This window comes from Pseudomonas sp. ADAK2 TE3594, from assembly GCF_053628675.1.
The window spans coordinates 31,654-58,251 of record NZ_JBRJGV010000001.1; the positions used below are offsets into that span (position 1 = coordinate 31,654).

General features: G+C 55.3%; 15 protein-coding genes, 1 other RNA gene and 2 pseudogenes. 6 read left to right on the forward strand and 12 right to left on the reverse strand.

Translation table 11 applies throughout. The features are described 5' to 3' along the window. Position 1 precedes the first annotated feature (1 nt). Complete coding sequence (locus AB7M22_RS00135; protein WP_454184841.1) at positions 2 to 1,459, forward strand: N-acyl-D-amino-acid deacylase family protein; 1,458 nt, start codon at positions 2 to 4, stop codon at positions 1,457 to 1,459. Positions 1,460 to 1,627: 168 nt separating this feature from the next. After that, positions 1,628 to 1,996, forward strand: a complete 369-nt coding sequence (locus AB7M22_RS00140; RefSeq protein WP_454184842.1) for a glyoxalase superfamily protein — start codon at positions 1,628 to 1,630, stop codon at positions 1,994 to 1,996. A gap of 42 nt (positions 1,997 to 2,038) precedes the next feature. On the opposite strand, the gene AB7M22_RS00145 is transcribed toward AB7M22_RS00140, so the two are convergent. The 6 genes and pseudogenes from AB7M22_RS00145 to AB7M22_RS00170 form a co-directional block, all read right to left on the reverse strand. Continuing rightward, entirely contained in the window at positions 2,039 to 4,807 is a 2,769-nt protein-coding gene (locus AB7M22_RS00145; protein ID WP_454184843.1) for an RHS repeat-associated core domain-containing protein, read from the reverse strand. Next, positions 4,804 to 9,305 (reverse strand): annotated as a pseudogene (locus AB7M22_RS00150) (SpvB/TcaC N-terminal domain-containing protein). Before AB7M22_RS00150 ends, AB7M22_RS00145 begins: the two are co-directional and overlap by 4 nt. After that, positions 9,302 to 13,345, reverse strand: a complete 4,044-nt coding sequence (locus AB7M22_RS00155) for a Tc toxin subunit A-related protein (protein ID WP_454184844.1) — start codon at positions 13,343 to 13,345, stop codon at positions 9,302 to 9,304. The pseudogene AB7M22_RS00150 and the gene AB7M22_RS00155 overlap by 4 nt, the downstream one beginning before the upstream one ends. A 28-nt stretch (positions 13,346 to 13,373) precedes the next feature. Beyond that, a complete protein-coding gene (locus AB7M22_RS00160) occupies positions 13,374 to 15,941 on the reverse strand; it encodes a Tc toxin subunit A (RefSeq protein WP_454184845.1) in 2,568 nt (855 codons plus the stop codon). Positions 15,942 to 16,190: 249 nt separating this feature from the next. Beyond that, entirely contained in the window at positions 16,191 to 17,054 is an 864-nt protein-coding gene (locus AB7M22_RS00165) for a methyl-accepting chemotaxis protein (RefSeq protein WP_454188740.1), read from the reverse strand. 42 nt (positions 17,055 to 17,096) lie between these two features. Further along, positions 17,097 to 18,110: pseudogene (locus AB7M22_RS00170) on the reverse strand (methyl-accepting chemotaxis protein); the annotation flags it as partial. A gap of 239 nt (positions 18,111 to 18,349) precedes the next feature. On the opposite strand from AB7M22_RS00170, the gene pmrG reads away from it, so the two are divergent. Both pmrG and AB7M22_RS00180 read left to right on the forward strand, forming a co-directional pair. Beyond that, entirely contained in the window at positions 18,350 to 19,021 is a 672-nt protein-coding gene (pmrG, locus tag AB7M22_RS00175; protein WP_454184846.1) for a lipopolysaccharide core heptose(II)-phosphate phosphatase PmrG, read from the forward strand. Between the two features lie 34 nt (positions 19,022 to 19,055). Further along, positions 19,056 to 19,919 carry a phosphatase PAP2 family protein gene (locus tag AB7M22_RS00180; RefSeq protein ID WP_454184847.1) on the forward strand — a complete coding sequence of 288 codons (864 nt, stop codon included), beginning with the start codon at positions 19,056 to 19,058 and terminating at the stop codon, positions 19,917 to 19,919. Here AB7M22_RS00180 and AB7M22_RS00185 read toward each other — a convergent pair. After that, complete coding sequence (locus tag AB7M22_RS00185; RefSeq protein WP_454184848.1) at positions 19,870 to 21,309, reverse strand: ArnT family glycosyltransferase; 1,440 nt, start codon at positions 21,307 to 21,309, stop codon at positions 19,870 to 19,872. The two genes, AB7M22_RS00180 and AB7M22_RS00185, sit on opposite strands and share 50 nt — an antisense overlap. 384 nt (positions 21,310 to 21,693) lie before the next feature. On the opposite strand from AB7M22_RS00185, the gene abiEi reads away from it, so the two are divergent. Together abiEi and AB7M22_RS00195 are read left to right on the forward strand one after the other, a co-directional pair. Continuing rightward, complete coding sequence (gene abiEi / locus AB7M22_RS00190) at positions 21,694 to 22,263, forward strand: type IV toxin-antitoxin system AbiEi family antitoxin (protein WP_454184849.1); 570 nt, start codon at positions 21,694 to 21,696, stop codon at positions 22,261 to 22,263. Continuing rightward, positions 22,250 to 23,152, forward strand: coding sequence for a nucleotidyl transferase AbiEii/AbiGii toxin family protein (locus AB7M22_RS00195; protein ID WP_454184850.1), 903 nt, complete (start codon positions 22,250 to 22,252; stop codon positions 23,150 to 23,152). Before abiEi ends, AB7M22_RS00195 begins: the two co-directional genes overlap by 14 nt. 108 nt (positions 23,153 to 23,260) lie before the next feature. Here the strand turns inward: AB7M22_RS00195 and AB7M22_RS00200 are convergent, their stop codons facing one another. The 5 genes from AB7M22_RS00200 to ssrA form a co-directional block, all read right to left on the reverse strand. Continuing rightward, complete coding sequence (locus AB7M22_RS00200; RefSeq protein WP_454184851.1) at positions 23,261 to 23,629, reverse strand: DUF6124 family protein; 369 nt, start codon at positions 23,627 to 23,629, stop codon at positions 23,261 to 23,263. A gap of 240 nt (positions 23,630 to 23,869) precedes the next feature. Next, positions 23,870 to 24,910 carry an EamA family transporter gene (locus tag AB7M22_RS00205; protein ID WP_454188741.1) on the reverse strand — a complete coding sequence of 347 codons (1,041 nt, stop codon included), beginning with the start codon at positions 24,908 to 24,910 and terminating at the stop codon, positions 23,870 to 23,872. 235 nt (positions 24,911 to 25,145) lie between these two features. After that, positions 25,146 to 25,403 carry a hypothetical protein gene (locus tag AB7M22_RS00210; protein WP_454184852.1) on the reverse strand — a complete coding sequence of 86 codons (258 nt, stop codon included), beginning with the start codon at positions 25,401 to 25,403 and terminating at the stop codon, positions 25,146 to 25,148. Between the two features lie 35 nt (positions 25,404 to 25,438). Continuing rightward, positions 25,439 to 25,813, reverse strand: a complete 375-nt coding sequence (locus AB7M22_RS00215) for a DUF6124 family protein (RefSeq protein ID WP_454184853.1) — start codon at positions 25,811 to 25,813, stop codon at positions 25,439 to 25,441. A 330-nt stretch (positions 25,814 to 26,143) separates the two neighbouring features. After that, positions 26,144 to 26,537, reverse strand: a transfer-messenger RNA (tmRNA) gene (gene ssrA / locus AB7M22_RS00220). Positions 26,538 to 26,598: the final 61 nt, after the last annotated feature.

Genomic DNA, 26,598 nt, shown 5'->3' on the forward strand with positions numbered 1-26,598 from the left:
CATGCAGTACGACACGTTGATCCGCAACGCGCTGATTATTGATGGCAGCAACGCCCCCGGTTACCACGCCGATGTGGCGATTCTGAACGGTCGCATTGAGCGTATCGGCGACTTGCGCGATGCGAGTGCCAGCGAAGAAATCGACGCGGCCGGAAGGGTGTTGGCTCCAGGTTTCATCGACGTGCACACCCACGACGATACAGTGGTGATCCGCCAGCCACAGATGTTGCCCAAGCTCAGCCAGGGCGTGACCACGGTGATCGTCGGCAACTGCGGAATCAGCGCTTCGCCGGTGAGTTTGCGTGGCGAGCCACCGGACCCGATGAACCTGCTCGGCACGGCGACTGCGTTCGTCTATCCGCGCTTCAGCGACTATCGCGCGGCTGTCGAAGCGGCGAATACCACGCTGAATGTGGCCGCATTGGTGGGCCACACCGCGCTGCGCAGCAATCACCTGGACGACCTGTTTCGCACGGCCACCGCCGCTGAAATCAGTGCGATGCGCGAGCAACTGCGAGAAAGCCTTGAGGCCGGTGCCTTGGGGTTATCCACAGGCCTGGCCTATGCCAACGCCTTCTGCGCCTCGACCGACGAAGTGATGCAATTGACCGAAGAGTTGACGGCATTCGGCGCGGTTTACACCACCCATTTGCGCAGCGAATTCGAACCGGTGCTGGAGGCCATGGACGAAGCATTTCAGATCGGTCGTCATGCGAAAACACCAGTGATCATTTCCCATCTCAAATGCGCTGGCGCCGGTAACTGGGGCCGTAGTCCGCAATTGCTGGCGTCCCTCGAACATGCCGCGAAAACCCATCCGGTGGGCTGCGATTGTTATCCCTATGCGGCGAGCTCTTCGACGCTGGACCTCAAGCAAGTCACCGACGCCCATCGCATCACCATCACCTGGTCCACGCCGCATCCGCAAATGGGTGGCCGGGATTTGATCGATATCGCCGCCGAGTGGGACGTTTCGTTACTCGATGCCGCCAGACGCCTACAACCGGCCGGGGCGGTGTATTACGGCATGGACGAAGCCGACGTACGAAGAATCCTCGCGCATCCGCTGACGATGGTCGGCTCCGACGGCTTGCCAGAAGACCCGTTTCCTCATCCACGCTTATGGGGCGCGTTCCCACGAGTGCTCGGACATTTCAGTCGCGATGTCGGACTGTTTCCGCTGCACACCGCCGTACACAAGATGACCGGGCTGTCGGCAGCGCGATTTGGCTTGAAGGCGCGTGGCGAAATCCGCGAAGGGTATTGGGCGGATCTGGTGTTGTTCGATCCTGCGACGATTCGCGATGTGGCGGACTTCAACGATCCGCAACGGGCGGCGGAAGGCATTGATGGGGTGTGGATAAATGGTGTTTTGAGTTACAGCGAAGGTCAGGTAAACGGGAGAAGGGAAGGACGGTTTCTGGCGCGGGAAGGGGATTTGCGGAAAGGGTTTCTGTGATCGGTGATGCCGGAAAGATCGCAACCCCTGTAGGAGCTGCCGAAGGCTGCGATCTTTTGATCTACGTCTAATGGTGGCACATCGCAATTAAAGAAAGCCGCAAACAAGCCGAAGCGCTGACATCCAGCCCAGCTACACTCTGGGCCTTCTCAATCTGGGAGCAACTCCATGAGCTTCGGCAAAACCACTCCAATCCTGCGGATTTTCGATGAAACCAAGGCATTGGAGTTCTACGTCGACTTCCTGGGGTTCAAGGTCGATTGGCAGCATCGCTTCGAAACAAACTTCCCGCTATACCTGCAGATCTCGCGTGGCGAATGTGTACTGCACCTGTCCGAACACCACGGCGACAGCACGCCGGGCTCGGCGTTGCGGATCGAGACGGATGAGCTAGAGGCTTTCCAGCAGCAATTGTTGGCCAAGGAATATTCTTTCGCTCGCCCACAGATTCAGGCGATGCCGTGGGGCAGCCAGGATATGACCATCAGTGATCCGTTTGGCAATCGGTTGGTGTTTACCAATGCGATCAGTGCTTGAGAGAAACCGGCATTGATATCGTTTTGTACGAATGCGGAGAGGTCAGTAGGACTTACCTTTTCGTCCCGTGACGATGTTAATGAAAGGAGGCAGAATTCCACTGCAGTTGAAGCAGGCAGGGAAGTCCGCGCCTCGATCACGTTTTTGCATACGTGCCGTGTAAATAAAGGCTTGTGACAGTCGTTGATGGTGATGACTGGTACGGGGACCTCCCTGTAGCCAGACATTGGCCGCGACAACTTCGGCATGTAGCCCCGCTATTCCTGCACTTACGGGGATTTTCTGGTGACGCGTCACGTGACGAATGATCCGTTTGGTCAGGAACACGTGGAGCCGCATATCGGCGGCAAAATAAGCTTTTTGAATGCCATGCATAAACCCCGGAATACTTGATACTCGGTAAGTGTCTTCCTTATTCCCAATTGATTCATTCAGGGTGACGCCGGGAAACAGGCTCTTGGGGCTTAAGCTTCCAGGAAGGTTGTGAAATCCAGTGAATGGATGGTCATGGTGTTGATTCGTAATACCTGAGAGCGCGGTATGTTTATCCAGCAAGGCTGATGTATAGACGGGATCTGAAAATCTCACAGGTTCGGGATACTTCCATTCTTTCGATTTCTCCAATGCTCTCAACTGATTGAATGTTTTCTTTTTGTTGGCCTCGGCCTCGCTGATTATTCTGGCCGTTTCCATGGTGAAGCTTTTGTATTGCCTCTTGACGATAGGGGTTCGCCGGAGGGCTACATCAACGAAGTTTTCACGAGACATCCCTTCTTTATATCCCGCTACCATGTCGAGTTTCAGTTCTGCCAGATCGAGATAGTCCAGACGGTCTGATCTGTTCAGGCCTTGCGCATCAGTAAATCTGACGGGGTTGTTCCCAACCATGCAATACAGGTTCAGCCCGTCAACCGCCCCGGCCGGGTCGGGACTGATCCAGCGCTGCAACCACGGTGCGTAATACCTGTGTCCGTAGTAATAGAGGCCACTGGCGTCGCGCTCCTTGCCGGAATACCGAATGGTTTTGTAGTCGGCCTCCACAGCCGAACGGGAGGCCGTCCAGGCAGTCCCGCCATAAGGTAAATAGCTTTCCTGGCTAATCAGCCAAGCCTGATCGTCGAGTTCCAGTGAGCTGGATCCCAGATGGTCGTCGATGCTATAGCGCAACTGGTTTGCCGCGATAACGTATGGTCGGCCTTTGGTCCAGTGCAGGTAACGAACGCTGCAGCGACCGGCTTGCAGGGTGATGACTTCCAGTCGCTCGTTGTTGCGGGTGCGAATTTCGAGGCCTGGCAGGTAGCGGACTTCTCGGGTGTGAGTCACAGACGCCGCATAGGTTGTTTGAATCTTGCGTACGCGTTGCCCGCTGCTGTCGTAGCAATATCGCTCAATGTCATCGCGGCCATCGTCACGCTGGATCAGCATCACGCTTTTGAGTTGATTGTGGGGGTTCCATTCCAGCACCTGGCCCGGGTATAGCGCCTGCTGGTTACCGTTGGCATCGAAATTCGCAGTCGCATCAGCCATTGAGCCGCCCTTGTTCCAGGACAGAAGGCGATTGCTTGCGGCGGCAATATTCAGCGTCCGGGTATAGCCACTACGGTCGCGAACATGACGCAGTCTGGTCAGGTTGCCACCGGCATCGTATTCGTAGTGCTCGGCAAAGTTGAACAGTTGGTTGGCGTCAATCGGTGTTCTACTGGAAGTGGGAAGGTGGGGTTGAGTATTCTGTCCCGCCGCTTCACGGCCTGTCGCGCTGATCAGTTGGTAGAGGCTGTCGTACGTGAATGTGCTGACAGCCTCGACCTTTTGATTACTGCCGAAGTGCACCGGTTGAGCCCTGTCCTCGATTTGCATCACATTGCCCACCGCGTCATAGGTGTAGCGCAAATCCTGCAAGGTGTTGGCCGACACGGATGCACTGAGTGAGGTCAGGCGGCCACTGGCTGGATCGAACACGGCGCGGCTGATAACACCGTTCCCGGCGGTCTGGTATTCAACCTGGCCAAACGCGTTGTAGGCCAGATCCTTCAGGATGATCTGTTCATTAGCCGTTTCCCTGATTAACAAACTGATTGTCTTGAGTTGGCCAGCGACATCAAATGAGAAGCGCTGTTGATGTTGACTGGCATCGATCTGCAGGATGGGTTCTCCCAGCGCATCGTATTGCCAGGTTGTCTCATGGCCACTCCCCTCTTCAAGCAGTCCATCGCGTTTCGTCTCGTCCCTCGGCCAATGTGGTTGCCGGGGATCCAGGAGGAAACGTCGTGTCTGGCCAAGAGGTTTGGTGCAGAGCGCGTACTTGTTGATGAGCAGGGTGCCGGCGCTGTCATCATGACGGGTCAGTGCGCCGCACAGATTGCGCTCCGCAGATTCCGGCGAGCTATCGCCGTAGCTCAAATGCTCGATCACGCGCAAGGTCTGGTCTGTCGCTTGCTCTTGAACGCTGACAGGCCTGAGCTGGTTATCGTAGGTCGTTTGCCAATGACTGCCGCGCTCATCCCAATTGCGCAATATCTGCCCTGCGTCTCCGGGCAGATACAGCCGCCAACCGGCGTCGACACTGTCCACCTTCAGCAACTTGCCGGACAGGCTGTAGATGCTTGTCAGGTTGGCCTTTGCAGCCTCGCCAAACAGTCGAGGGTCCCATTGCGTAACCAGGCGTCCGGCAAGGTCGTGCGCCTGGCGGGTAATCCGCGCGTGCGCAGTTGTGGCAGCGTCACCGCGCCAGTAAGCGACATGCCGAACTGTCAGGCCTCGGCTGTCGACCACGTTGAGCGTCGGTGTCTTGCGATGCAATTGCGCGCTCATGCGACACCTCCGGAAATGGCAGATGCTTTGGGCGTTATCTCCTCGAGCGTATCGTTCTCGTCCTCATCAACGGTGTACCAGGGATGTCGGGTTTGCCGCCGCATGTAGGAAATATCGCCTTGTTTGGCGAGTCGTGTGTGAGTCGGCCGCCCCAGCGCATCGTAAAACTGCAGATCGCAGTGGCCGAACTGTCGCAAGGACACATCGTTGATGTACTGATGCTGATCGGCAAAGTACGGACGGTAAGTCCGGATCACCAATCCCTTGTTGTTGTATTCCACCCGTTCGCTGGTGCGCCAGCGCTTTGCTGACATCTGCTCTATCGGTTTTCCATCCTTAAGGGTCAGCTCTGCTTTTGCGTTGACGATGTAGGCCGATCCCGATTCGACCTGTTGCTTGCTTTGCAGTGTTCGGCCGAAGCCATCGCAGCAGGTGACGGTGCTGCGGATTTGTTTCTGGTTATCATCGGGATAACGATCGGCGACCAGGACCGCGACGTGTACCGGTTCACGGGGTGACCTGTCGATTTCGATCTTCAATTTCTCATCATCGACGGAACGTTTCTCAAGCCTCGCCAGACGCTCTCGGGCTCGGCTGCAAATAAATCCACCGGGCAGCAAATCCCCCTTGGCGACACAACGCGCCAGCCAGTCACTATCCTTCATCGCAGTGTCCGAGAGACGTCCCATCCAGCTGAACGGCGCAAAAAACGTAGCGCTGGCGGCGTTCTGCAACGCTTTTTCTCCGTCTGCTATTGCATCGTTTGGGCTGGTGAGCTTCGGTCGTTGGTAATCAGCGATCGGTTTGAAACCTGTGAGTGTGTTGCCCTCAGTACCGTAAAAACTACTGGTCAGTATCTCGCCAAATCCGTCATAGAGACCTTCTTGAATGTTCCCGTTAGGGTCGCTGATGCGTTGGGGTTGAAGTGTGCGGTAATCATAGGTGGCGTGGGTGACGCAACCATCAGGCAGTTTGAACGCGGTCATGAATTGGCAGTATTTGTCATGGCTGATCTCGATCTCGCCATGACTTTTATTCGGGCATAGTGTCCGTGCCTTGTAAAAGCCTTCCAGTGTGGCGTAGGTAGCGAAACTGCTTTTGATCGACCAGAGTTTTCTTGGGGGCGTTTTTACAGGGAGGAACTCAGTCATGCGGTGATAGCCACTGCGTTCGAGCAACTTTCCTTTTGGGCGAGCCTCCTGCGACAAAAGGTGGAAAGCTTGCAGGGCCGGTTCGTCCAGCTCGGCAGTCTCCAAATGATCGGCCAAGGCTTCGAGGTGAGCGAGACCGTCCTGCAGGGTTTCTGCGGTCGAGGTGTTCTTGTAGCGTTGCACAGACAGGCCAGTCAGAGTGCTTTGGGTCGTCCAGGCTGTTTCCTTGACTAGCGCGATGAGTTTTTCATAAGTCATGTCCTGTGCAGTCAACCCTCCCGTTTCGGGAGCCTTGGGACGTTTCAATGCATTGGTGCGCTGGCGATACGGCAGGCCTAGCCGCCATCCCTGGGACTCCTGAAGATGGATGAACTCGGCACGGGTTTCGTTGAGGTAGTAGAACTGCTGTGCAGGATCATGAGCATCGCGCCACCATTGTTGTTGATCGGCATCGCTGAAGGGCGGGGTATCGCTGTCCGTTTTGCGGCGAGCGTAATGGACGCTCACGCTGTGAGTCAGTGCGCCATACAGGTCATGCTGCAGATTGAAGGTGTGCTGGCATTGCGGATCATCAGCAATCCCTTCGTATTGATAGCTGATGGACTCCAGCAGTAACGGCAACATCCGGGCGTAGCGCCGATTCCCCTCCAGGGCTTGTAGCAAGCGCACGCGATAACGGTGTTCCTGAACCGAATAGAGCGTTTGGGTTCCCTGGCGCTTATCGACACCGAAGATTTCGGTGCGTAGCAAATGACCATTCAGAGCGCGTGCCATTTCCAGGGTCGTCGGCACGTCTGGCCAAGCGATGACTGTGTCACTCTCTGTCTCGCAGTGGTATTGGCAAAACAGCGCTTTGCCCAGTGCCGCCGCTTCTTTGTCCCCACTGTGATAACCGTCACGGGGCAGGTCCACGGCTTGCCCGGTGTGGAACCAGCTCTTTTTCAGGGACGGTGTCGTAAAACCTTGTAGGTCGGCATCGCCGGGGCTGGTTTCGCTGTCAGTTTGCAGCACCAGGCCGAAGCCGCGAAACTCTCGCTCGATGCCATCGTAATAGCCTTGGCGATAGGAAAAATTCTGCGTAAGTCGATTGCCAGTGATCTCGTCGAGCTGGGTCTGATTCGAGACCAGATGCAAGGCAAATGGCACACGACAAGTGGCGGGCTTACCGGGTTTGTAATTTTCCGCTTTCTCATCCAGCCACTCCTGTGCCGAGCTGCGGTAGTTGATGCGGCCTGCGGCCCCCATGTTGTTGTTGGTGCCCGTGAGTAAATACGGCTTTTCACTGACAAAGTCATAGCGCCAATGCCGGGGTGCCATGTGCGGCACGCTCAGAATCAGGCTGGAACAACCGAGCCCCAGCAGGTCGGCGATGCTTACTTGGCAAAAACGGTCGTAGCGCACACCTTGCGGCCAAGGCAGGGCAATCGGAGGGGAAAAGCTGTTGCCGCAGCGGTTCATGAAGATCAGCGCCTGGTCTGCTTCCAGATAAATCAGATCGGCGGCACCGGAGCCGTCCAGATCTGCCAGACGAATACACGACGCGTCGAATGTCTCGTAAGCAAGGTTCGGCGAACCCAGCACGATACCTTTACCGAAACGCCCGTGCCCCAGATTGGGCCAGCACTTCACTTCGTTGTGACGAATGCGCACCAGATGCTGTTGATCGCTGCCCAGAACATCGCTGAAAGCCACCAGTTCGGTGGATGAAGAAGTCAGTACGGGAAGGGGGTCTTCATCTTCTTTGCGAAACACTTCGCGGGCTGCTGAAAATCCCTTTTCCCGTCGATTGGCATACAGGCGCACGCTTCGCGGGCCGATCAGTGCCAGATCGTTGAGACCATCACCCATCAGATCGGCCAACTGCCCTTGTGGGTTACAAAACTCCAACGGGAACGCATCAAACGTAGTGAAGTTTGACCATTTGCCGTCTGAGTTCAGGGAAAAAAAGCCGTTTAACCCCGGCTGAACAATGACCCAGTCCAGTCGACCATCGCCCGTCAGGTCGCTCAATAACTGACGCGTGGAATTGGAAGTATCTGTGTTAGGAATACTGGGCACAGCGCGCCATTCACCGTAAATCACCTCATTGCTTTTGGCTTTTGCTCGCAGAGGCTCGCGGTAATACCAGACCATATCAACTCGATAGAGCAGACCCGGCAGACCTTCGCCGTACAGGTCCACCAATTGATAATGTTGGCGTCATTGAGACCGGGCATGTCCTGAAACTGCTGCCAGAGGTAGGCGTCAGAGGGAAGTTTGAACTCGCTGTAGCTGAACTCAACGGGTGGATGGTTTTCGGCGGTTATCGAGTCGCCATACGCTTGGTCATGGACGGCGGTCAGGTGTTGATAGCCCAGTGGCGTCTGACGGTAATCGAGTAGCAGGCGCCGAACCAGCACGGGATCGCTGCCCAATTCATCGGGGAAGAGGTGGAACATCAGAACCTGGCGGCACAAACGTTCAGTGCGTATTTCAAAGCCGTAAGCGAAGCTGGAAAAGGCATCGTTACGTGCTTGCCAGTGTTGTCCGGTATACGCCGGTTTTTGTTGGTACTCCAGGCTCCGCTCGCCATAGTCGAACACCAGTTCGAAGTGCCACTTCACAGATTTCAGCTGATCCGGCTTCCATAGAAACAGGTGTGCATCGGCCTTGAAGTTGCCGTAGCTCACACTGCTCAGGTAGCGCTGGGTGGTGGCGCCGTTGTGATCATCCTCGGCCTTGTACTGGTAAAGGATATGTTCGCCGTGCGGGTTCAGACTTTCTTCAAGTAGCCATTGGCCAACACGGTTCGCATCCTCAGGGTCAGAGATACGCGATGCCGGTTTTTTTCCAAACAAATGAAGGCTGCCATCAGCCCCGTGTACCAGCCAGAAACCCGGCCTGTCGCTCTCTGAGCACCAGTGTTCAATTCTGTCGAAGGTACTTTCGAGGCGCGGGAAATGGCGTACCACGGTGTAAGTCGTATTGAGTTCCAGGTCGTTGTAGTGAGCGGTGCTGGTTGAGCTGATGACGCCTTGGGAATCTCGCTCGGGCATCCACACAACCCCAGCGGGGCCGACGATCTCGTCATCGTCGGTATAGGCCGGTACACCCTTGCTGACACGTCGCCCCACGGCCGGTAGTGACATTCCCCAGCCGATTCCAAACATACTGTTACCGACCGAACTGGCATAGCTCAGTGACAAGGACGGTGCGAAGCCGCGGCCTGGCGAAATGGGCAAGGCAATCTCATACGAGGCAGCGCCATTGGCGCCGATGGCCCCCCAACCTTTGCCAATGCTTTGAATGGCGCCACCCCCTTTGGGCAGTGCAGGTGCGGTCACAGACATTGCGGCGTGTTCACTCATTGCGAACCTCCGTCCACTCTGGCCGTGTAATTCACATGCACGATAATGTCGGTCAGCGATTCCAGCATGGCTTCCTGAAGTGCGGGGTTCGGGAAGGTCAGACGCCACGTTGAGATTGCACCGGTGTATTCAAAAGGCAGGTAACGATCATCGTTGAAGTTCAGGGTGAACAAGCCGTTGTCGTCGACACCGGTGGAAAGAGCGATTTGCTGATTGGCTCGTTTATTCTCCATGGTCGGTCCTTTGTCACCTGCTGACATGAACACTTTGCTGGAGATTTGAGTCAGCGTTGCCCTGACGTTTTCATAAGGACCCAGCAAGGCTGGCAAAGAGACGCTGATGGTCTTGATGCGTCTGAGGTAATGTTTCTGGTCTTTATAGTCGGCCTCAAACATTGCATGAGTCAGTTCGAAATCACAGACCCCGTTCTTCAGCTCGGTTTGAATCTCTGGCCATGTTTTATTAACTGAGCTGTCCTTGTCCTTTTCCTTGATCTGACGCAGTGACACCGTTTTACGAATTTCCAACTCCCGCTCGTTGTACTGCATGTAGTCGGTCTGCATCTTCAACAGGCTCAGTTTCAACTGCTCGCCCGACCCTAGCCCACGGTAAGTTGTGTTCCACGTTCCGGGTTGAACAAACCGCGTGGTGAAATCGGCACGCTCGTATTGCCAGCAGGCTTCGGCGGTGAGACACAAGGCCAGCGTCGCGTCATAAGCCTGGTAATACAGCGTGGCAAACTGGCTGTTGAGCCATTGGTACAGTTGCACTTTAGTAAAGCGCTTGCCAAGAAAGTCGTAGTTGGCCTTGGCGTGGCTCAATGTTGTTTCAGCCAGGCGCAGTTGCAGGCGGGAGGCCGTTTCTTGCTCGGCGATGTACGCCAATTGTGCATCGATTTGCAGGAGTTCGAGTTGCGCCTGATCACGGGTCAATGTCCACTCTTCCCGGCGACGAGTGAACTGCGCCGTACGGTCGAGATTCGATGCCGAGGTGCGAGCCCCTATCGCGCTGCCTTGAGCGAGCGCAGTGGCGGCGTGCGCCATACCTTCCCAGCGCATGCCGCCGTTGCTGAATCCAAAAATGTTGGGTGCGATCATCAGACCGCCAGCGATGACCTGAGCGGCCGATGCAGCAACTTCGTAGGCACCGCTGCTCAAATATAATTGACTGGCCAGCGTCTCTGTTTCAGTGATGTCTTTTTCCAGCAACTGTTGATAGTGGAAGACTCGGCCCTGGACAATCGCTTTGCTGGCCAGCAGTGCCCGGCGGTTTTGATGATCGATGCGTAGTGCCTGGGTTTGCAGGTCGACGGAGATTTTCGCCAGGCTCCAGGCTTGCTGTTGCTGCATATCCTGTAACTGCGCTTGTTCTTTGCGCTCGATCAGCGACAGCAGCGTGGCACCGAACTGACTGACGCTTTCTACTGCGCTCAGCGCCAGGCTGTGCATGACAGTGAAGCGATAAGGGGGAATTTGCATGTTTGGTAATTGCGAAGTTGTACCGTTCAAGGCACTCGACACATTGGCGCTGAGTAAACCTCGCGGGTCCAAAGGTGCCGCAAACAATGGCAAATGCAGCGGCTTGCCGGCGATGTCGAGGTTGTGCCGCAGGTTGTACAGGCGACTCTCGACGATATCCCAGCGCTTGAGCAGCTCCGGGTTAAACGGCAAATGCAGAGACGGGGTATCGATAGCCGGCAATGACGCTTGTGAATTAATTTCACGGATTTGCAGTGGGCCAGTGGTGCTTGAACGGGACGTTGCATTCTCGAACTCGCGCAGGTTTTCACTGCGTTTTTCGCTCAACGTTTGCAAACTGACAGCGGACCACTGATCGACCCATTGAACAATCGGGCGGGGACCCAGCAGGTCCAATGCTCGTATATACCGCAGCTTGGCTTCACCGAGACTGTCGGGCGTCAGTTCGCGGTATGCGGCATCGCCTCGATTGATCAGTATATCCAGGTACAAAAAATACAGTGCTTTGCGAAAATGAACCGGATAACTAAGGGCGATCTGGTGGGGGTCGTGGGGTGCCTTGTAGGAATAGGAGGGAACGGCGGGCCCGATCAAGGGTTGGGCATTCCAGTAATCGTCTTTCTTATTGCAGGGATCGAAGACATAGCGCATCCAGCGTTCGGCCTCGTCGTATTGGTGTTCACTGTTCAACCGGTGGGCGACCAGCCATGGCAGATAGAGGAACAGCTCCGTAAAGTAACGGCCATAAGCGCCATGAAAATTCATGGTGCTTTCGGAACGGGCGTTCGTTGTTCTTGGTTCTGGCAGACGTTGCGTGTTTAGGCTGAACAGTTCATCAAGGCTGTTTTCGGTTCGACGGATCATTTCGGCAGCAAACACGGTGTTAAGTCTGATTTCCTTGGGCTCGTCAACGGGGTACGAGATTTTTGGTATGGAGAACTTGAGAAACTGCGCTGTACCGTTACGACCAATATAGGGCGTGCGGAAGTCATTACCGATGCAGAGCTTTATGGATGCCAGCCAATAATTTTTTACGCCTTCGCTAGTAGAGTGAACCCCGTAATGAAAGGTTTCGCCATCTTCGTCAAATCCGATAGTGTGATATTTGAATACGGTGGCTTTTGGTAGTGTTTCTGGTTCTAATAAACGCTCCGAGGGGTATTCGGATTTCGGTCGAATGATAATGTAATGGCCAGCTATATTTTTTTTTGGAGTCAGTGTGGTGCTCAAGCTTATGGTGAACTGGTTGGTCTCTTGAATGTAACTTGTCTCGATATTAAGTATGTCGCCCAGTGAATGGCTGTTCGCATACTTTGATTTGTCGAGTCCGGCTATTTTAGCTCTCTCAAGTGCAGCGTCTTTTGCTGCTTTCGAGACTTTTAGTTGTAGTGATCCTTTGTTTAGTGATTTGCTGAAATATTTTGTTAGTGTGTAATGTGGGTGCTCTTGACTGTTTTTCATGTTCTTTTCGAGGGATGATACTCCTGGGGTGTGGATAAGGTTTTTATCAATGTTGGCTGTTCTTAAAAAAACAAATTGGTCAATCGCTTTGTTTCGTTGATTGACAAACAGAGCAATGAACAAATCCTCTGGATTTTCCTGATCTACTATGGCAACCGTACCTGTCATCGACTTGATTGAATCGAGGTCCATGTCGTGCAGTGTTTTATCGTCGCTGTAACCTTGCAGACAGCTTCGAGCTGTACTCCAACTGCCATCGTGTTTGCGGTAACTGAGATTTAGTCGAAACAGGGGATTATTCCGGGTTCCCTGGTTTTGTTGGGAATGGGCAGCGGAATCCTGGTGTAGACATTCGGCCCAGACGACAAACAGGCGATTGTTGAACCAGACGGGACGGATCGAATGTTCAATAGCGTCATCAGAAATGGGGACATCGGCTCTCTCCCAGTCCGACCAGGCATACGGGTCAGGCTGATCCCGTTTGGAGGGACGTTGAGCCATGTTCAGCGAACGCCAGAAATAAGTTTGATCGGAACGGGATTTAGCAATGAAGTAATAGGTGCTGTCAGCGAAATCCGTACCATCAATGTAGCCATTAAGAATGTTCAGGTTGGCGACTTCCTCGAATCGCGTCAGATAAGACAATACGGCGGCCTGAACGGCGTCCGGTTTAATTCGGTTTTGATTGAGTTCGTTTTCCAGTGTTTGAAAGTGGTCGCTCTTGTTGTTCCTCAGATTCGGATGCAGATAAATTGAAGGGAAGTACAGCAGCTTTTGATGGGCCGCCCAAGTAGGGTACTGGTGCAGCTCATTGCGCCAGGTCCGCAGATGCTCAGGCGTCATATTTGCCGAGTCGTAACCGGGCTCCATGTTCATCAAGATACGGTTGATGTATTGCTGCAGGCTAGCAATGCCACATGCAACGGGCGTGGTCGGCACATCCTGGCTGACCAATACATCAAGTAACCAATATTCGTAAAGTTCTCGGGCACTCTTCAGCGTTTTAGTCATGGGGGCGGCGGGCGCGACTTTGTTCAAGTAGAGGGCCAACAAGGCATCGCGCAGGTTTTCATCGAGCTGCTTTTTTATGGCAGTGGTCATACTCAATCCTTTGAGTTTTAAGAAGGCGTCAATGACGGGCAGCGATCAGTGCTTCACCGACAGTTTTCCATTCCGAAGCCATGCTGTCGGATGTCAGGGCGATCGCTTTTAACAAAAGGTCAGCCGACAGGCCTGTGATTTCGCAACAGGCTTGGCAGCGCATGATCCAGTCCACCGCCTCCATTGATTGCGCGCACTTGTGTGGAAGTGACCTGGTCAGACAATTCACTTCATCGATTTTCCAATTCAGTAGATTGGCCAGCAACTGGTTCGCTGAATTGCTCAGGCTTTGCGGAGCGCTCTGGTTGGCCAGATGCAGATAATGCAGGAGGCTTTCTTCCGAATTCTTATGACGGCGGGCGCAATGACTGAAGCGTTCGAGTAAATACAGTGTTTGGGGTGTCAGGGTCCCCGAATTGTCTGGCGCCAGCCATGTTGTATTGTTCATCAATGCCAGCAGCGTGCTGCTGTTCAAATACAGCCGTTGGCACACTTCGACGGCGGCAAGTACCTTCGCCAACGACCGAGGCATCGTTTTCGGATGCAAGTTTTTGATGTCCGCAAAAACCATCGTAGTGGACGTACCGGCCAGTTTCACCACGCAGGGTACGTACTCCGCGGATAAGTCAGCAATATCGTGAAGCAGGCTTTCCACTTGGTGCTGCTGGTCAAAAGGGGGATTTCTGTCTGCCCGGATGGTCTCCAGCCTCTTTTCCAGATTCTGACTCAGCGGTAGGTTGTTCTTTGCATCGAACTGGCAAGCCAATTGTGGCACATCAAAGTTGCTTTGCCTGAGCCAGTCAACGGCCCAATCCATGGCCATCAGTACGTCGAGAATGTCGGTTGTCGGTGCGTTTGGATCGCTCAATGCTCCTGTCACCAGAAGCTCGCTGAACTTGTCCCCTCCCAGTAATCGGGCGAGCCTTGTACTGTCGGCAGGGGAAAGACCAAACATCCGTGCGATACGGGCTTGGCGGTAGAGCGAGGACACTGTGGATAAATCATGTTTTAACGAAGCGTATTGCTCGGTCTGTTGCGCAAGCAGCAACAATGAGTCTTGCGTAAAGGAAAGGCCAAGGCCGGCACTGAGATAGCCGAAGGTTTCGAGGTCCGTAGTGACAAGCGCTGTCGTCTGCTTTTTTTGCAGAGGACTGTCGAGCAATCCTGTGCGATTGAACACTTGGTCAAACAACGGCGTTCGATCACCGCAAGCGGACGTCGGCATGTCATGCAGGAACGAAGCAAACTCCTCCGGCAAGATGCCATAACGCTGATTCAGGTATCGATAGACTCCCAGGGTTCGCAAGGTATTGATGTTGAGCGCAGTGGATGATCCGCCTTCCGAACGCAGGGCATTGACGAGCAAGGTATCCAGTTCGGCAAAGGGAATACCGGTCCAGCGTTGCAGTCGGATCATCTGCTGCAAACGGTGGAAACGTGTTCTTGACCTGTTGATAATCTCCTTTGCATTGTTTTCGGTAATGGCGATCTTCAGAACATCCTTCGATTTCTGGCCGGAAATCAGACCATTAATGTAACTCGCACCATAGTTGGCATGTGTGGAAGATGGGCTGTTGGCTGAAGCGCGAGGGCTGTATTTCCCCTGCGCGAGCACCTGCTGAACCTGCTCTGTTGTGAGTCCGGTACGTTCCTTGAAAAACTCAAGTTCACCTAGGCGTTCAGTATTTTCAGTTCCATAGGCCTTCTTCAGCGTGTCAACGTTGATGCCTGTATCGAGTTGCGTGATTAGCAACTTCTGCTGCTCCGGACTTAGTCCGGACAGGTGTCGCTGAGCGTCGACACGAGATTTCAAAAGATCATCATCAACCCCAGCGTTATGTGAAAAAGGCAGTTTCAGACTGACGCGATAATTCAACTCACCCAGCCCCGGTTTGTCTGTGCCCAATCCAAGCAAGCATTGTTGGTGATGGAGATCATAGGGCAATGAGAAAGGGTAGTACTCGCTGGCCAGTACTTCGTGAACGCTCTTCGAATTGTTGGTGTTGTTCAGGTGGTTCTGGATATGAGTGCTCAAGGTGTCATTGACGATGTTCAACATCGGCCGAGAAACGAAGGCGCTCTGGTGGTCCAGCATCAGTTCCTTGAGGTCCGGGCGCCGTTTGTTCAGGGGGATTTTTTCTGGTTGTCGAGATGAGTTTTCCAGTTGTCCGGCAAACAGATACAACGCTCGCAAATAGGCCACGGGCGAGTCGATTGAAGCAATATCGCCTTCATGGCAAAAATGCTCCCAGTTCTCGTTGAACAACGTTTGATAGGTGGCAGGCACAGATTTCGATTCGAAATCAGCGTTACGCCGGATACGCCGTTTGGCGTCACCGGACGATACCTGATGCTCCAGATACAGACGGCTGATCTGTCGGGCGTAACTCACGGCGTTTTCATAAGCCTGCTGCCCATTGGCGTCGCTGTGCCGGGCCAGGTCACGGGCGAACTGCTCCTGGGTCATATGCGCAATATCGAAAACAGACTCGATCTTCATAGCTTGCATGGCTGTTTTGAAGTCGGTTTTTGTCCCTTCTTCGCAGGCAGGGAAGTCAACGAGTTTGTCTAGCAATGAGTCGTTACTTACGTCCATGTGCTGTGAGTCTCCTGTTCGAACGGGATGTCCTTGGTCAGAAGAAACGTACAGGAGTAGAGAAGAAAGGGAGGTAGGCTGGTTGAGGGGGGATACGTATGAAAAAGCGATTTGGTGTCGGTATTTTGGTCGAGAGGATATAGGAATTCAGGCGTGTGCCATTTTTAAGCGAATTGCCGAGACCTCGATTTGCCTGGTGCCCCGAAACGAGTAGGGCACGCAGGCAAAGAGGGCTCATAGATTCGCGGGTTACACCCGGAAGTGACTCACCATCATCTGCAACTGATTACCCAACCGCGCCAGTTCAACACTGGAAGCAGCGGTTTCGTCGCTGGCGGCGGCGGTCTGTTCGGACACGTCGCGTACGTTGATGATGCTGCGGCTGATCTCTTCGGCCACGGCGCTTTGTTGCTCGGCGGCGGCAGCGATCTGTTGGTTCATCGACTGGATGTTGGACACCGTGCGGGTGATGTTTTCCAGTGATACGCCGGCCTTGCGCGTCAGCGCCACGCTGCTGTCGGTCAGGGCGCGGCTGTTGTTCATGACCGCCGATACTTGTTGAGTGCCGTTCTGCAGACCGGCCACCAGGCCTTCGATTTCCTCGGTGGACTTCTGCGTGCGCTGGGCCAGGCCACGAACTTCGTCGGCCACCACGGCAAAACCACGACCGGCTTCACCGGCACGGGCCGCTTCGATGGCGGCGTTGAGTGCCAGCAGGTTGGTCTGTTCGGCCACGGCCTTGATCACGTCCATGACGCTGCCGATCTTGTCGCTTTCCTGCTGCAGCACGCTCATGGCTTCGGTGGAGCGCGCCACTTCGCTGGCCAGGCGCTCGATCTGGGCGATGGCTTCGTTGACGACTTTATCGCCTTCTCGCGCTTCGCCATCAGCGGCGGCTGCGGCCTGGGACGCTTCTTCAGCGTTACGCGCGACTTCCTGCACTGTGGCAGTCATCTCGTGCATGGCGGTGGCCACTTGATCGGTCTCGATTTTCTGGCTGTTGACCCCGGCGCTGGTTTGCTCGGTCACGGCTGACAGTTCTTCAGCGGCGCTGGCGATCTGGGTGACGCCATCGCGGATACCGCTGATCAAATCGCGCAAGGTCACGCCCATGCGTGCGATGCCTTGCTGCAGCACGCCGAGTTCGTCGCGGCGAGTCACTTTGACGTCCTGGGACAGATCGCCGCTGGCGATGCGCTCGACCACGGCCAGGGTATCGCGCAACGGGCCGGTGATCTGACGGGTGATGATCACGGCGGCAATAACGCCTACCAGCAATGCCAGCAAGGTGCTGATCAGTTGCAGCGTGCGGGCCTGGGCGCTTTCGGCGTCGCGGCGGTTGAGCTGGATCTGATACAGGTGGTCACTCAGGGTCACGATGGTGGTGCCCTGGTCAGTCATTTCCTTGCGCGCCTGCACCGCATCGGTGTTGGCGGCCTTATACGCTTGCAAGGCGCTGCGGTAGTTGCTCAGTGCGGTTTCCAGTTGACGCAGGGCGTCTTGCTGGGTCTCGGCGAAATACACGTTGAGCTGTTTCAGGCTGGCGATGGCTGTGTCCAGTTGGGCGACGGCTTTTTGCTCAGTCTCGGCGTTGGTGCTGGCCGTGTAACCACGCACTTCGTAGCGAGCCAGAATGAACGCTTCCTTGGCCGCGGTGATGGCCTGGAACTGTTCGAAGCGTTGGTCGCTCAGGGGCATTTGCTGCACGCGGGTACTGATCGCTTCGATCAACTTGCTGGCGGTTTCAGCATTGGCGCCCATGGCGTCGCGGGCGCTGTTACCGGTGCGGTAGGCGCTGCGCATTTTGTTCAGGGAGATCTGGTAGGCGCTGATGGTCGCGCTCTGCTCTTTGAGCAACTTGACGTTTTCCGGGCTCTTGAAACTCGACAGCAACGCTTGTTGCTGAGCGACGAAGCCGTCGAGGGTGGTCTGCACATTCTGAGCGGCGGTTTCGTCACCGTTGGTCAGCATGTATTGCAGGCGAACCACACGCAGCTTGGTCAGGCCGGCGTTGAGCTGAGTAATGTCGCTCATCCAGTTGCTGCGGTCAATCAACCCGCCCAGGCTCGTCCAGCCGGTCAGGGCGAGGACGCAGGTCAGTGCCAGGACCAGGCCGAATCCCAGACCCAGTTTCAGGTTCACGCTGATATTACCGAACCAGCTATTCATCAATATTCCTCCAGGAACGTTGTGCTTCTTGATCGTCGGTTGGCTGGAAGATTGTTGTTTTAAGAGCCAGCAAGGGGGGTTAGCAGGTCTGTATCGGCAGCAATCCCGGGAGCTGAAAGGTTTTTGTTGGGCAAAGTTTGTAACAAGGTTTTCACACGGGTTTCACCGGCTACCGACGCGCGCCTCTTTACCCTCGCTGCATTGAATGACAGTGGTGCATGCCGGCGAGGCGGCTTGATGTGGAATTGAGACTGAGTCTGTTCGGGATAAAACGCTCGATCGATCTGAGCCGTTTGGCCCGTTATCGAAACGCCGCCGTCATCGTGGCCTCGACGCTGCTGGTGATACCGCTGACTGTGTGGCTGTTGCGACCCGCTGCCATCCCCGACCTGGCCCATGGCAATGTGGCGGGTGCCCGGGCGTTGGCGACCGGTTGGGCCAAAGGCGACATGATCGTGCTGGTCCGCCACGTCGAGCGCTGCGATCACTCCACGGCTGCCTGCCTGAGCGGCAACGACGGCATCACCGAGCGCTCCCGCAGCGTGGCGGTGAATGTTGGCGCGCAGTTCGAGCGTCTGGGCTTGGGCAAGGCCGACATCTACAACAGCCCGATGATGCGTACGGCGCAAACCGCCGGTTACATGTTCAACAAAGTGGGCGTCGGCGAAGACTGGCTGATCAGTTGCAGGGGCAGCATGTTGCGCGATGCCTTGGCGCACAAAGTGGCCGGGCGCAACCTGATTCTGGTGACCCACAGCGAATGCATGGCGCAACTGGAAAAAGACCTCAAATTGCCGACCGCTACCCTCGGCTATGGCGCCTCCCTGTTTATCTCCGCTGAAAAAAACCAGGCACCGCGTATGCTTGGTTTCATCGAAGCCTCCGACTGGCGTTCGGTGACCACCGAATGAGCTTCACCATCATCTCTCTGGATCAGGACGTACGATGCTGACTTCTTCCCGTTACCGCTTTTACTGGGTGAACTTTGGTATTCCGCTGGCCTGCGCGGTCGTGGTGTTCCTGCTGTTTGACCTGACTAAAATCGACATTGCCTTCAGCGATCTTTTTTATGATCCGGTCACACAGGTGTTTCCGTTGGAGCATGTCCGTCTGTTCGAGCAGATCACCCATAAATGGGCGCGGATCATTCCGAACTGGACGGGTGAAGTTGCGATCATCGGTGCCTTGCTGTCGTTTCTCTGGCCGCGTCTGAAGATTGAAAAGCATTCGAAGATCATTGCGTTCCTGGAAAAAATCAAAGTCGCGCCGGTGCTTCGGTTTGCCAGTAAACACCGTCGGGACTTCCTCTATGTGGTGTTCGCGTTTTCCATCAGCACGGGCGTTATCCACTACCTAAAAGGCCACACCAGTGTGTATTGCCCGGTCGAAACGACTCAGTACGCCGGGAAAATCGAACACAAGGAGTGGTACCAGAATTTCGATTTGCTGAAAGTCGCAGGCGATGGTCGTTGCTGGCCGGGTGGACATGCGTCGGGCGGCTTCACCATGCTCGCGCTGTACTTCGTGGCGCGTCGCTACCGCTGGCGGTATTCCAAAGCGCTGATGTACGGCTCGCTGCTGCTCGGTTTCGTCTACGGCACGACGCGGGTTCTACAGGGTTGGCACTACATGTCCCACACCTTCTGGTCCGGGATCTTTGTGTGGCTGACATGTTTGCTGACGGCGCTGGCGTTCTATGGGCGGGCACGGCTGGAGATGCCTGTACTACAGAAGGCTGCGTCACCTGTTGTTGAGCCGTTTACAGGGTTACAAAGTAGTAAGCCTGACGTCCCACCTTCATGGTCTTGAGCACCTTCAAGGGCGCTGCGGGTTCATGTGACCCGGCCATGAGCGCCACGTTGGAAGGTGAAGCACGCAGAAACTCATGCAGTTGCGCCTCGGTATCCAGGCCCTCGAGCACGCGTTGGGTATAGAACACGCTGGCGCCGCCCACCCGTTCGTTGGCCTGAAACAATGCGACCTGTTGCCCGCTGGCCTGCAACGTCTGAATCTGCTCCGTCAGCGGCAGGAAGGACAGTTTGCGATCGGCGTGAGGCAATGCCCATTGAGCCGCGGCGAGGTAACCGCCGATCACCACGGCAAGTATGCCCATGGCAACACCGCGACGGTGCCGGGCAATGAGTCCCAGCCAGGTCGCAGCTTCGATGTGGGTCTTGAGTCGTTCGAACAGTACGTTCGCATATTCTGCAGCCATCACCGCCGCAGCAGGCGTCATGGACATCAAGTACACCGTGCGCTTGCTCGACGCCAGGGTCAGCATGACGAACTGCGCCAGTAGCCACACCGTGAAGAACAACAGGTAACGATTGGCCATCAGGCTTTTGCGAAAATGCCACAACCCCAGGTACACCAGAATATTCCAGGGCAGGAAGGCCTCCGGCAGCTTGGCCAGGTAGTAGTAGAACGGTTCGTAATGCCCGGCCTCGACGAAGGAACCGCTGAAGCGTCCGACGCTGTTGGTCAGCAATACTTCCCCCACGGCATGCACCCCACCACGCCGATACAGCACCGCGAGCCAAATCATCAGCGGCACCAGCCCCAGCAGCGTCAATAGACCGGGGCGCAGCCAGTGCGAAAGTTTCAGGCGCTTGTCCATCAAGGTTTCGATCAACAGATACGCAAAGATCACCACCCCTGGCATCGCCAGCCCCAGAACGCCCTTGCTCAAGGTCGCGATGGCGATTCCTGAAGCAAACAGTAACGCGTTGCCAACGGACGAACGCCGTTGCCCCTGAAAGAACGCCAACAGGGCCATGGTCACACCAAGGGCCAGCAACGCATCTTCACCGACGCCGCGCACGTTGCTCCAGTAACTGGCCATGGTCGCCAGCAGTATCCCCGCCGTCCACGCAACTGCCTCGGGCCGGCCGAACCGCCGCAGCATCGCGTACAGCAGCATCACGCTGAACATTCCGGCAAACGCCGACGCCAGCCGCACCGCCCAAGGCGTACCGCCAAATGCACGAATCGCCCCGGTATCAAGCCACAAACTCAAGGGCGGCTTTTCAAGAAACGGTTCGCCGAACAAACGAGGCGTCACCCAGTCGTTATCCAGGTGCATCTGCATGGCAATCCCGGCAACCCGGGCCTCCGTAGAACCTTGTAACTGGTGATTACCCAACGCGAAGAAAAACAGCAGAGCGGCAAGCAGAAACAGTGAAGAGGCGGGACGTGACATGAGTTTCTAGCTACCGCGCAGGGGACCGGGAAGCTTGAGCATATGGGGGGAATGCTTAACGAAGGGTGAACGGCCTCGCATTGTTATCGGGCGTGGTGTGCGGAGCAGGATTCGTGTTTGTACCGCTGTAGCACCCGTGCCCGATCATCGCTAACAAAACGGCAGGCAAAAAAAAGCCCGCGGGAGGCGGGCAAACCGTAGTTTCTTGAATGAGCGAGGGGAATGTACAGGTTGGAGAGAGAGGGTGGGGTGAAGAAAAATTCATGTGGATGGAAGGCTTCTCCGTGTTGCTCACTGCCACGAAGAGGCGCAAAAAAATCATTGCTTTGCGATGGGACTCAACAGTAAGTTACACAAAGTGAAACCATCTGTAGAGTCGCAGGTATGCAATCCCACTCAAAATCCACCCAGCCAATGGGGCGCCTCCTCCGCAAACTGACCCAATTGGCCAGTGACGAGCGCTATCTGTTCACCCCGGACGATCTCAGGGCATTGGTGCCCGACATTTCCGAAGGCGCCTATAAAACCTTATTGAGTCGTGCGGCTTCGGAAGGTCATCTGGCTCGAGTGTGCCGAGGGCTTTACCTGTTTGAAGCGACCATGCCGTCCAGCGGACTGGTGCTGTTTCATGCGGCCGCCAGGTTGCGTGCCATGCAGTTCAACTACGTAAGCCTTGAAACAGCATTAAGTGATTGTGGCGTCATCTCACAGATTCCCATCAACTGGATCACGCTGATGTCTTCCGGGCGCAGCAGCACCCTTTCATGTGGACGTTGGGGCACCATCGAATTCGTGCACACCCGCCAGAAACCTCAGGACCTGGTTGCTCAGCTTCACTACGACGCACGTTGCCGCCTATGGCGAGCAACACCGCAACAGGCATTGCGAGACATGAAGGCAGCGAAACGAAATATGGACTTGATCGATTGGAGCGTTGCCAATGAGTTTGTTTGATGAGCTGGTAGATGAGGCACTAAGAAACAAGCAGGATCTGGCGCCATTGCGGGTCGTGGTAGAAAAGGAATTGCTGCACCACGACATCATGCTGGCGCTGAGTTCTGCTGGCATGCTCGCCAAACTGACCTTTATTGGCGGTACCTGTTTACGTGCTTGCTACGGTTCTAACCGTTTGAGTGAGGATCTGGATTTTACCGGTGGTGCAGATTTCAATCGCGAGAGCTTGACCGAGTTGGCCCATGTATTGGTCACCACCCTAAAAACCAAATATGGCCTTGAGGTTGAAGTCGGTGAACCTGTTCGTGAAGAAGGGAATGTCGACACCTGGAAACTGAAGGTTCAAACCAGACCCGGGCGCAAAGACCTGCCGGCACAGCGCATTAACATTGACGTGTGCTCCATCCCTAGCTATCAGCCACAACCAATGCAGTTGCTTAACCCTTATGGTGTCGAAATGGGCACAAGCGGTCTGATCTTGCAGGCTGAAACGCGCGAAGAAATCTATGCGGACAAGATCGTAGCGTTTGCTCTGCGCCCTAACCGAATCAAGAACCGTGATCTCTGGGATATGGTTTGGTTGCGTCAGCAAGGCGTTACACCGCAATTGGATCTGATTGCGAAAAAGCTGGGCGATCATCACTGCGAACAGGACGAGTTCTTGAGACTGTTCCAGGAGCGTTCAACGCTGCTCAGTACCGATCCGAAAGTCGTCATCGAGTTTCGCAAGGAAATGAGTCGGTTCCTGCCGGGAGCGTTGGTAAATCAAACCGTTAATGAACCGTCGTTCTGGACGTTTTTGGTTGGGCATATACGCGACTTGTATGTGACGACAGAGAAAGCGCTGAGCGGCGATGAGGCCATTCAGGGCTTGAGTTTCAAGATGTAGCAACGACAGCATCAGCAAAAATGGGCGACCTCAATGAGGCCGCCCATTTTGCTTTTCTACGCCGAAATCTGCGTCTGCAGCCGTCGCTCAATCAACGAGCGCGATCACTCAGTGAAGGACAGGAGGCTTGTCTACGGCCACCGACGCGTTCGGATCAAGGTTATCCCGCGCTCGGTTGACCAAAAGCTCGGTCAGCATCGTCAACTGCTGAAGCGCCAGCGCCACATCGCGCTGTGGCCCATCGAGTCGGTTGGCAAAGTCCAGAGTCATGACGTTGAGGGACGCCAGGGTTTCGCTGGCATGAACGAGCAGGGTGAGCGTGTCAACGTCGGGGCGGACGCTGAAAATGTTTCTGTTCAGGTTGCGACGGCGGGCGCTGACGGCGCGTTCGGTGGCTTGGGGGCGTTGGGTTGGGTCGAGAGTTTCAGGCTCTGAAGTGGCCGGATTTTCAACTAAATGCAGGGTGATTTTTTTCATAAGGGCGTTCCATGAGGTTAGGGATCCTTACGCTGTTTCGGCTTGTCAAAACCGTCCGCAGGGTTTGCAGCGAAGCGTGAAGACTATCGTCCGGAAACCTTGTTCGCCAGTTCATGGGAGTCGCTACGGGTTGCGGGAAATTTCCCAGGAAGACGTGGCTCTAATCTGTCAGAGAAATCCTTTTTCACTACTTTTGGCCCTGAGCAACCGCCGTGCCGGATATTCCTCCGTCTCAGTCGCTCAGTGTGGGTGCCTGTGATGGATATCAGGAAAGTGCGGATGACTGTGTTGGATGGGAGCGTGGTCGTGTAAATGGCTATGAGGTTGAGTGCCGTCCCACTCAAAGGCATGTTCATGTTGATGGTGCTCATCGTGAACATGCGGATGGTCATGTGTTTGTGGTTCGTGTTGGTGTTCGTGAGAATGGCTCTCGGTAAGGTGTATCCAGACGCCTACCCCCATCAAGCCTGCAGCAACCCAAAACACCCACGTCACTGCTTCGCCTAGAAGCAGGATTGAAATAGCGGCCCCCAAGAACGGTGCAGTAGAGAAGTACGCACCTGTGCGTGCTGTTCCAAGCCCCCGCAAAGCCAAAACGAATAGCACCAGGCTAACGCCGTATCCTAAAAAGCCCACGAGCAGCGTTGGCCCTAGCAGAGACAACTCAGGGAGATGCATGCCAAGAGCAATCCCTAAAACGCAGTTGACGACCCCGGCGGCCAATCCCTTGATGCCGGCGATGAACAATGCATCCGATGCGGAAACCTTCCGGGTAAGGTTGTTATCGATGGCCCAGCAAAAACATGCAATTGCTACTGCGACCGGGCCAACCCAACCATGGGGCCCCGCGGAAGTTTGAGGCCAGCCCAAAAGAATGCCACCTGCAACTATTGCGATCATTCCAACGACGATCCGCCGGTCGGCGTTCTCCTTGAAAACCATCCAGGCAAGCAGAGCGGTTAACACCGCCTCAAGGTTAAGTAACAGCGAAGCAGTGGTGCCTGAGGTGAGGGTAAGGCCGAACATTAGAGACACCGGGCCCAGCACTCCGCCGAACGCGATAGCGCCAATGAGCCATGGCCATTCCGATGCCGTTAAGCCGGCAGACTGCCAACCGCGATCACGTATTAGCCTAGTGACGGTGAGCCCTAAGCCGCTTCCCAGGTAAAGCAAGCCGGCGAGCAAGATGGGTGAGACGTTCAGCCCCAGGACCTTGGCAAGCGGTGTGCTGGCACCAAAGAGAGCAGCAGCACCCAAGGCGTATAAAATGCTTTTGGTCATCATCTGTTCCGTAGCAAGGGCATTGTTGAGAAACACGATACCCGTCACGTACAGATAGCGCACTGAATCGCAACAGGTGCGCTGAAAAAGTGGCGGAGCTCCTGAGAAATACCTGAGCGCGTGGGGGCATTCGCAACATCTCTACCCGCTCCAAATCCACAAAAAAGGCACCTGCGAAATGCTCGTCAGGTGCCTTTTTGCGTTGGGGGCGCGGCAACGATTTCCTATGCCGGATTTAAGACGCTGCAACCTGCATCTGCAACCGCCGCCCCACTACATCCAGCAAATCGCAACCATCGCGCAACGAAGTCACCAACACCCGCGCCAGCTCACTGTGAACGCCTTCGTTCACAGCGAAACTCTCCAGCAATTGAGTCGCCGTGCGGATGCGGTAGGCCGCCGTTTCATGCAGCACGTCCAGCGGTGCTTCGGTGTCGATCAGCAGCGACGCAATGGTGCAGTCGATGCCGGTGACCGGCATGTATCGATCCATGACAAAACCTCCATTCAATCAACGAGCGTAATCACTCAGTGGCAGACGGGCGTGACCGCCGGCAGGGGCGAGTCGAGGTTATCCAGCGCTCGGTTGATCAACATCTCGGCCAGCACGGCCAATTGCTGAATCGCCAATGCCACGTTGCGATGCGAGCCTTCGAGCTGGTCGGCCAGATCGGTGGTCATGACATTCATGGAGGCCAGGGTTTCGCTGGCGTGAGCGAGCAGAGTGGGTGTGTCGACGTCGGGAAGGATGGTGAAAACATGGCTCACGGGATCGGGCTGTTTCGGGTCGCGCAAGCGGGCGCTGACGGCGCGTTGGGTGGCTTTGGAGAGTTGGTCGCGGTCGAGGGTTTCCGACTCAGGAGTGGCTGGGTTTTCAAGTGGGTTGCGGGTGGTTTTTTTCATAAGGGCGTTCCATTGATTTTGGGGTCCTTACGCTATTTCGGCCTGTCAAAACCGTCCGCAGGGTTTCTGCGAAGAGTGAAGATTATCTTCTAAAAACTATGTTCACCAGTTCATGGAAGTCGCTACGGATTGCGGGAAATTTCCTAGGATGACGTCATTCAAATCCGTTCACAGAATTTTTGCTCCGGTCCAAAGACGCAACGTGATGATGCTTTGCGGGCCTCTTCGCGGGCAAGCCTCGCTCCTACAGGGGGCGGGCGGGGTGGCCGCAATTTACCAAACCCCAGATGCAACAAAGCCCGCACTTGGCGGGCTTTGTCGTTTTCGGATTGGTGGAGCCGGGGGGATTTGAACCCCCGTCCGCCAGTACTCCGCTGTCGGTACTACATGCGTAGCCGTGTCTATTAAGTTAACCCTCAGCGACCCGACGGGCAGGGTGCTTTGGGCGAGTTGTGTAAGTTTTAGCCGCTTCGTCCACAACGTACTGCACGGCGATTCTGTTCTATATGACAATCACTTTGGGTTTACAGACATCCCCTGATGATTGCTGGACCCGAAGGTACCAGGAGGGAAGGGCTAAGGCTGCTTACGCAGCGAGAGCGTATTCCCCGTAGGTTTCGTCATTGGCAACTATAGAAAGTTGCAACAGTGGATTTACGAGTTCTGTTACCAACTCGGCATGCACCTAAAGTTTCGCAACCGGCGTCGAATCCTAAACGGCCCCGAACCTGCTGTGTGTAACCAGCAGGCAAGCGCAGTGTACGCCAATGCGCGCGGCGAGTCGA